The 355-nt window shown below is 64.5% G+C and carries 1 protein-coding gene; it reads right to left on the minus strand.

Annotated elements, in window-relative coordinates:
- Positions 1–46 precede the first annotated feature (46 nt).
- Positions 47–355 (minus strand): enoyl-CoA hydratase-related protein (locus AZG88_RS52910; protein ID WP_231914217.1); only part of this gene is annotated, 309 nt, incomplete at its 5' end.

Below are 355 nucleotides of genomic sequence, written 5' to 3' on the forward strand. Positions count from 1 at the left end.
TGGACATCGAACGAGACCGAGGGAAGCCGGCGGCGGAGTCTCCTGACTAGTCGGTGCGCCAACGACCCGTGAAAGTCGGCGCGGTTCTGGCCTTGAACGCACGCAATCCGATCCCGATGTCCTCATTTGCGAAGTTCACGGCTTGCGCCATCGCCTCGAGTTCCAGACTGGCCGCGAAATCGGTGGTAGCCGCACGGTGTAACAGTGACTTGGTTAGGGACAGTGCCACCGGCGGGCCGGCGGCGAGACGACCGGCAAGCGACTCGACGACGGAATCGAGTTCTTCGGGCTCGGCGACCCTGGTGAGGAGCCCCAACTCGTCCACCTCGGCCGCCGTGTGAAGGTCGCCGGTCAT

Source organism: Rhodococcus sp. LB1 (assembly GCF_001583455.1).
Taxonomy (GTDB): domain Bacteria; phylum Actinomycetota; class Actinomycetes; order Mycobacteriales; family Mycobacteriaceae; genus Rhodococcus_F; species Rhodococcus_F opacus.